The 6,669-nt window shown below is 58.3% G+C and carries 8 protein-coding genes; all 8 read right to left on the reverse strand.

What is annotated here, in order from left to right:
- Positions 1-519: 519 nt before the first annotated feature.
- The 8 genes from ABD53_RS15370 to ABD53_RS15405 all read right to left on the reverse strand — a co-directional run bounded on the left by ABD53_RS15370 (position 520) and on the right by ABD53_RS15405 (position 6,636).
- A complete protein-coding gene (locus tag ABD53_RS15370) occupies positions 520-753 on the reverse strand; it encodes a hypothetical protein (protein WP_152670821.1) in 234 nt (77 codons plus the stop codon).
- A gap of 58 nt (positions 754-811) precedes the next feature.
- Complete coding sequence (locus ABD53_RS15375) at positions 812-2,440, reverse strand: chromosomal replication initiator protein DnaA (protein WP_047866718.1); 1,629 nt, start codon at positions 2,438-2,440, stop codon at positions 812-814.
- On the reverse strand, positions 2,441-2,680 hold the full coding sequence (locus ABD53_RS15380; RefSeq protein ID WP_047866719.1) for a hypothetical protein: 240 nt from the start codon (positions 2,678-2,680) through the stop codon (positions 2,441-2,443).
- A gap of 21 nt (positions 2,681-2,701) precedes the next feature.
- On the reverse strand, positions 2,702-2,971 hold the full coding sequence (locus tag ABD53_RS15385) for a hypothetical protein (protein WP_047890007.1): 270 nt from the start codon (positions 2,969-2,971) through the stop codon (positions 2,702-2,704).
- A 112-nt stretch (positions 2,972-3,083) separates the two neighbouring features.
- Positions 3,084-3,266: a hypothetical protein gene (locus ABD53_RS15390; RefSeq protein WP_047866721.1), complete on the reverse strand. Its 183-nt coding sequence runs from the start codon at positions 3,264-3,266 to the stop codon at positions 3,084-3,086.
- Positions 3,266-3,637 carry a hypothetical protein gene (locus tag ABD53_RS15395; protein WP_047866722.1) on the reverse strand — a complete coding sequence of 124 codons (372 nt, stop codon included), beginning with the start codon at positions 3,635-3,637 and terminating at the stop codon, positions 3,266-3,268. The genes ABD53_RS15390 and ABD53_RS15395 overlap by 1 nt, the downstream gene beginning before the upstream one ends.
- Before the next feature lie 635 nt (positions 3,638-4,272).
- Positions 4,273-5,454, reverse strand: a complete 1,182-nt coding sequence (locus ABD53_RS15400) for a hypothetical protein (RefSeq protein ID WP_047866723.1) — start codon at positions 5,452-5,454, stop codon at positions 4,273-4,275.
- Between the two features lie 177 nt (positions 5,455-5,631).
- Positions 5,632-6,636 (reverse strand): zonular occludens toxin domain-containing protein, encoded by a 1,005-nt coding sequence (locus ABD53_RS15405; RefSeq protein WP_082148562.1) that lies wholly within the window; start codon positions 6,634-6,636, stop codon positions 5,632-5,634.
- Positions 6,637-6,669 lie beyond the last annotated feature (33 nt).

Here is a 6,669-nt window from a genome sequence, read left to right on the forward strand (position 1 = left end):
GAGGGCCACGATCACCCGATAGCCGATATTCTTTATGTGACGCACGAGGCCCCCTAGAGAAACATGCTGTTAGACAGCACGCTGTAGACGACATACAGAGCAAGCAGGAACATCCCGAGGATGCCCCCGAAAAACAGGTATCTACCCATAATGGATCAGCCTCCTATTTGACTCGGTTACCACTGGACACATCGAAGAATCGTTTGATCAACGGCACCACGCGCCGAGCGCCCACCAGGACGAGGACAATCAGCCAGAAGTACCAAGGAAAGGCCGTCAGAAGCAGGCCCGCACCATCAATCACACGCCACCTCCCATCACCGCCGGAACCGATCCGCTAACAGACCGATACCCGCCAACGTCAGGACAGCCACAGCAAAGCTGCATAGAGCCGTAATCCCCATCGCGGGATCAATCATCGTGGCCCCCAAACCTCCGGCCCAGCTCCAGAATGAGCAGGAAATACGAATAGCTCAGAACACCGACGACCACGGCAAACAGTAGTGACATAATCCCCCTTTACTCCACGTTTGCGGTAGCGACCAACCACTGGTACACGCGGTAAGCGATCCAAGCCGTCATAATCCCCGAGAACCCGGCGGTCACGATACCGAGCGGCAGGAAGTAGTTAACGGCTCCGAGCACCCTATTGTTGTCGAGCGGGTTGCCCAGCTCGTGCTGGGGCAGCAGGGAGAGAACCGCAGCGATAGCCCCGATAATCGCATCCGTGATGAACTCGATACCATCAACCATGTAAGACGCACCCGACTGAGCCGCCCAACGAATCCAGCATATGAGGCCGTCGAGCATGTCAGCCCTTCCCGGTGATGTAGCGGTAGAACCATAGGGACATCCCGAACACCAGCCCGACACCCATCAGGTTTTTGACCACCTGGATCACGTTGTGAAAGGACTGAGGCACGGTCACCATGCCAAACGGCGGCAGGTTGAATGTCGGAGCCTCTGGCGTCGAGACCAGCGAGCCGACTATCTCCAGCAGGCCGAGGATGAGCGAGAAAGGAAAGACGCTCCCAGGCTCCATCTCCGGCAGGTCGAAGGAGAACTCACGCGGAGAGCTGCACGTCGAGCCGCCCTGCTTTGTGGGATTGCCGGGCTTGGGTGCGTTCTTCGGCTGCGGCTCGGAGGGCCGATTACCTTCGGGTACAGGATCACCAGTAGGTGAACGCCATTCCTCACTGTTGGGCGTAGCACCGGGCGAACGTGTCTCCTGGCCGGGTGTGCCGTCAGGGAATTGCCGCGTCTGCGTGGTCCCATCAGGGTATGTCGTGGTCTCCGTCCCGGTGCGGGGATCATAAGTGCGCCGGGTGCCGTCAGGGTATCTCCAGGTCTCCACACCGTCAGGGGTACGGGTGAACTCAGTACCGTCCGGCCAAGTAGTGAACTCGGTGCCGTCCGCGAATCTGTAGGTGGTGGAGCCGTCTGGATTCTCACGAACGTCAACAACGCCGCCGTGCTGGTCGGCTTGCCGCTCGACCTCGGGCGGGTAGGCTCCAGGGGCAGGCTTCTCACCCTCGGTGCCCTGCTCTTTCGGGCTGTATTCGGGATCGGCTTTAACAGCATCCCAAAGCCTTTTTGTTTTCTCCGGCGACGAGACGAAATCACCCTCAGAAGGTGTGTACTCGGCCGGAGTCGTCTGGGTCTGCGTACCCATATCGTAAATGTCCGTTTGCCCCTGGACACTCTCCATAGAGCAAATACCCGTCTTTAGTACAGTCGCGGGACCGGGGTTGTCTCCCGAATCTTTAACCGACACCTTGCCCTTGCAATCGTTATTCGTAATGTTCCAGCTAAAGGACTGTGAAGGCTGGTCTCTGGCAGTGGCGGAGGCGTCCACGCCTTCACTATTGCCCAGATATCGCATCCTCCCATTCCCATACCACGGCTGTTGATTCGTCTGAACCGCATAATCAAAGGTGATGGTACCTACACCGTCAGCGTAGGTGTAATCGAAGCCCAGCAGGGCACCGGCCCCGACCACCTCGCCATTATCTACCTTTTGGAAGTATGGCCCACCGGAAGACTCCACCTTCTTGAGCTGCGAATCAACAACTATGGGATCTGCTGGTTGCCCGTCCTGATATGCCGTGTATAGCGTGTTGGCATTATGTATCCACACCCCAGCGGCAACGCCAGCAAGACCGCCCTTAGTGATCGCGTGACGGCTGAGGGTTGGCAGAGCCTTTTTACTAGCCCGCTTCAAGATGCCGCGTGTCTTTTTGTACTTGCCGAACTTCTCCGGGTCGGTGTTATCGAGGAACTTGCGTAGCTTTCTGACCTCGCCCTCGTCCAGAACCTCGGTAGAGGGTGGTGGCGTCTGTGCGACGGCAGGCGAAGTCAAACAACCAGTAGAGGCGGCCCCGAAAAGGACCGCCCCTGTGGCTGCAACGGCCAGCAGCAACACTAGGCCGTATTTCAGCATCTAGCTCGTAAATTTCTTCACGAGCTTGTACACAACCGTGCCGCCAAGCACGATCACGGCGACGGCGGCACCGGCGGCTATACCGGCGGTGGCAGCTCCGGTGGCGGCATTCTCGATGCTCGACCCCGGCGACGGTGTAGCGTCCTGAGCATATGCCGGCATGGCCGACACCACGAACATAGACGCAGCCATAGCCGCGAGGATCACGCGGCGGCGGTGGTTACGGAGTGCGGATAGCAAGCGGTTCCCCTTTCGGTAGGTTTAGCTGGTGAACTTCTTGACCAGCTTGTACACGACCGTGCCGCCGAGCACGATCACCGCGACGGCGGCACCAGCGGCTATACCGGCGGTGGCCGCGCTGGTGGCGGCGCTCTTGATCTCGCCGCCAACCTGGGCGTGAGCCGGAGACGCGGCGACGAAATACGCGGCGACCAGGGCAAGCCCGAAGGCTAGAGCCATAGCGCGACGGCCTACATAGTGGGCCGCATTATTGAGGGCAGTCATGTGCTGATGTTCCTTTCTGTCGGTCACGAAATATCGTTGAACCAGCCCACAACGAAAATCATGATGTACGCGGCCCATCCCGCGACCATGTACGTTAGGGCGTTGTCGAGCTGGCCGATAAACGTCAGTGGATCAGGCATTATCTCCCCCTTAGAGCAAGCATTAGAGCGATAGCGCCGAGGCACATCACCATGATTGCTAACCAGCCCATCAGCGCAAAGGTGTTGCCCTGGCCGTGTTCGACGAGGGTTTCAAGTTGCTCGGGATCGAGCGCGACTGTTGTTTCAACGCTGGTGGACTGGAGCAGGAGAAGGGCCTGCATTACGCTGTAGCTCCGGTCTTGCTAGAGCCATTGGAGGACTGCTGCTGCTCGGTCACAGAGACCTTTACGAGCCGGAGTCCAATCACGTCTTTAACGGAGTCTCTGCCGCCTTCGCGGGACTCCTGACGGCGATCCTGGTACGGCTCAAAAGTAGCCGTAACCATGTCGCCTACTTCCGCGCTACGGAGACCGTAGAGCGGAGACTTGTGGGCGTCGGCGTTGGCTTCGCCGTCGATCTTTAGCATCAACGTGGCCTCGTGCCGGTAGTCCCACTCTTGAAGCCGGAAGGATACGCCCTCCGTCTGACCCCCGTTCAAGGAAAACGGGTTCCTACGCTGGAGCTTCATCTGGAGCTCTATGGGTTCTGACATATTTATTCACCCCCCTTCTCTGCGTCTATGGAAGGTGGGTAACAGCGGAAAGAGTCGCAGGTCGGGCAGTGTAGCTCGACCCAGCCAGACTCCAGAAGATAGAGAAGGTAATCGCAGGTCTGATGCGCCCAGTGAAAGACGGCGGTTAGTGCGCGCTGGTCTTCGGTTAGATCATCGAGTCGCGGGTGATCCGGTGAAGCCAAGTTGAGCGAACCGTCTAGCTCTGGCCTGCAACGCCACGGCTGTGTGTGGCGTATATTCTCGGTATCCGGCATGGTGTTCTCCTCACCGTGTCGGTAGGGTCCCCCCGAGTACTTTTGCGAGGATCGGGGGAGACCCGTTTTCAACGACTGCAAAAAGGCTAGCATTAAAGTTGTAAGAGTCGCAACACCTCTGAGGGAATCTTAATAAAAACGTTACATCAGAGGTCACAAACGTCATAAAGGTCAGTTAGGAAACCAGTACGGACTACGGCTGGTCAAGAAGGAGTGTGGATAGATTCCCGGCGCGGGTTAGCAGCCCAGCAACAGGACCGCAGCCGGCTAGATGTATACAGTACGGGACCGATGGTCCCGAAATTTGGACAGCCAGCAGCTAGGCTCGGCCCCGATCTTGCGGGAGGCGGGGAGGTGGAACTATGCAGAGACCGCCCAGAACGGATCATAGTCAATCCGATAATCGATGGTCGGGTGCCAGACCTCACCGCGCTTCTCGTTGAGGAGCTGGTTTACCTTCTCGGCCCAACCGAGGACCCCATCACCGGACAGACGCTCGCGGTACTCCTGGCCGATAAGACGGCCCACGGTCTCGGGATTGGGTGCCTCAGTGTAGCCACAGGACTTAAGTATCGCGGAGGCCCGGGCGATCATAGCGCCGGCCATTTTTACCGTGTGATCCCAGGAGCGGCGGCAGTTGTCACCGAGGCGCTTTAGACCCTGCACAGGGAGGGATTCAGCCATGTAAGACCGAATGGTATCGAACCACTGCACCGCACTCCGGCGGCCCGAGTGCCCCTCAGCAGAGTAATGCCGGGTGTCAGAGTCGCAGATGCGCAACCACCCAGGGTCCTCACCAGTACCCAGGGCATATCTCACGAGGTCTCCGCAGGCGTTAATGAAGTCCTCCAGGCCGTCCACCCCGAAGGAGTGAAGGCCCTCGCGGAAGAAGCGCAACTCAAAACGCCACACATCGAGCATCGGATCATAGCCGGATGCCTCCCACACTTCGTGCATCCAGCCTTTGTCCGACTTGAGCAGCTCCAGGCTCTTGTTGTAGAGCTGCGCCTGGAGGCTCTTAGACTCTTTACCTATCGTGATTGCGTTGGCATCGGCCCCCTGATAGGAGACATAGCGATCACGAGCGCGGGAGACGACATCAGCCATATGAGGAACCTCGAAGCCGGGCGCCTGAAAGTCTACGGCTATGTCAACTCGGGAGACCACCAAGCGGAAGTCACTAGAGCCGGAAAAGTAGCGTGTAATCTCGACGGCCATTTCTTGCACGGCCGTCAGCTCGTACTCATAGAGGAGCTGCGCTAGCGGCTGTATCTTGAGGGTCGGGAGCATCCCCATTTTGGAGACCTCGACGTAGAACCGGGCATTTCTGAGGACGAACTGGTATTTACCTTTGCCGTGCGGCTTCATGTAGAACAGGCCCCCGGCGACACCGGGAATCTCGGCCAGCTCCGTTACATCATCCTCAGATTCTTGAGCTGCGATCTTCGCCGCGTCCAGCAGCTTTTCGCTTGGTTCGGACAATATCCCGGCAGAGCTGGAGAGGTAGAGGGCATCTACGTATTTTCCGATGGTGGCGACCATGATAGTATTCTCCTTGAACTTTGTTTCTGCTCCCCGGTGGTGGCGACCATTCCGGGGAGCTTTTTCTATCTCATCCCATTCAGCAGTGTGTACTATGCAGCCTCGTGGCATCTCACGCAACCCCCCAATTGGCGAGATGGCTTTTTGCGGGTGGCGTAATACAGGGCTTACGCCACATCACAGCTCGTCTTCTCCAGCAGGCAACCAGTCCGAGAGCGTCGTACCCGAGCCTGCGGCAGAGCCGCCGCCGGTCCCTCCGGTCCCGGCGGCGGCGCTGGCGCGGCGCAGTTCCTCCGCATACGTCCCGGCTGGCTGTAGGAGAGGGCCGGGCTGGCGGTGTGGTCGTATGCCGCGCATCTCCGGCATCCACTCAAAGGTATCTTGCGACTTGTAATGGTTGGCGATAGCTGGCCGGAGGCCGTAGTGCTCCTTGTAGATGGGCTTGCTAGACATCTGCGGGTCAAAATGAGCGGCCATAAACCGGGGCTTGCGGGTCACGCCAACGCCGACCAGGGGCAGCTTGACCCGCGCGAAGTTACGCAGCTTCACGATGCCGCCGCCCATATCCTGCACCTGGTTGTCGAGGTGCTTCGAGCTATGGGCCAGGATAAGGGCCGTCCAGCCTATTTTCCGCATGTTGATGTACCACTGGAGAGCCTTTATGGGGTTCTCGTAGCGGTCAGCGTCTTGCTTTTGCCGCATCTGATAGAGCCGAGCGTTGAGGCTCAGGCCAGACTCATCGAGCACGACGAGCCCCTGGTCCTCACCAGGACCGTCGAACTGATAATCATAGAGGTCATCTTGACGGTCGAAGCGAAGCGCCCGCGAGAGGCAGTCTTGCTTCCACTCCTCGGAGGCCGGGTAGCTGCGCTTTTTTGGCGAGTGGCCCATCTTATACGCCGTATTCCACCAGTCACCGACGAGATCAAAGTTGGTAGCAACAATCTTGCCCGCCGCTAGATACTCCATCACGTTTTTCATAGCAAAGTACGATTTACCGCACCCGAGAGGGCCGGTCACGAAGGTTATAGGGTTCAGGACGGCCATTAGATCACCTGAAAGATCAGAGACAGTATCGCGAACACACAGAGGGCCACGATCACCCGATAGCCGATATTCTTTATGTGACGCACGAGGCCCCCTAGAGAAACATGCTGTTAGACAGCACGCTGTAGACGACATACAGAGCAAGCAGGAACATCCCGAGGATGCCCC

The sequence above is a fragment of the Rubrobacter aplysinae genome (assembly GCF_001029505.1).
GTDB lineage: Bacteria > Actinomycetota > Rubrobacteria > Rubrobacterales > Rubrobacteraceae > Rubrobacter_A > Rubrobacter_A aplysinae.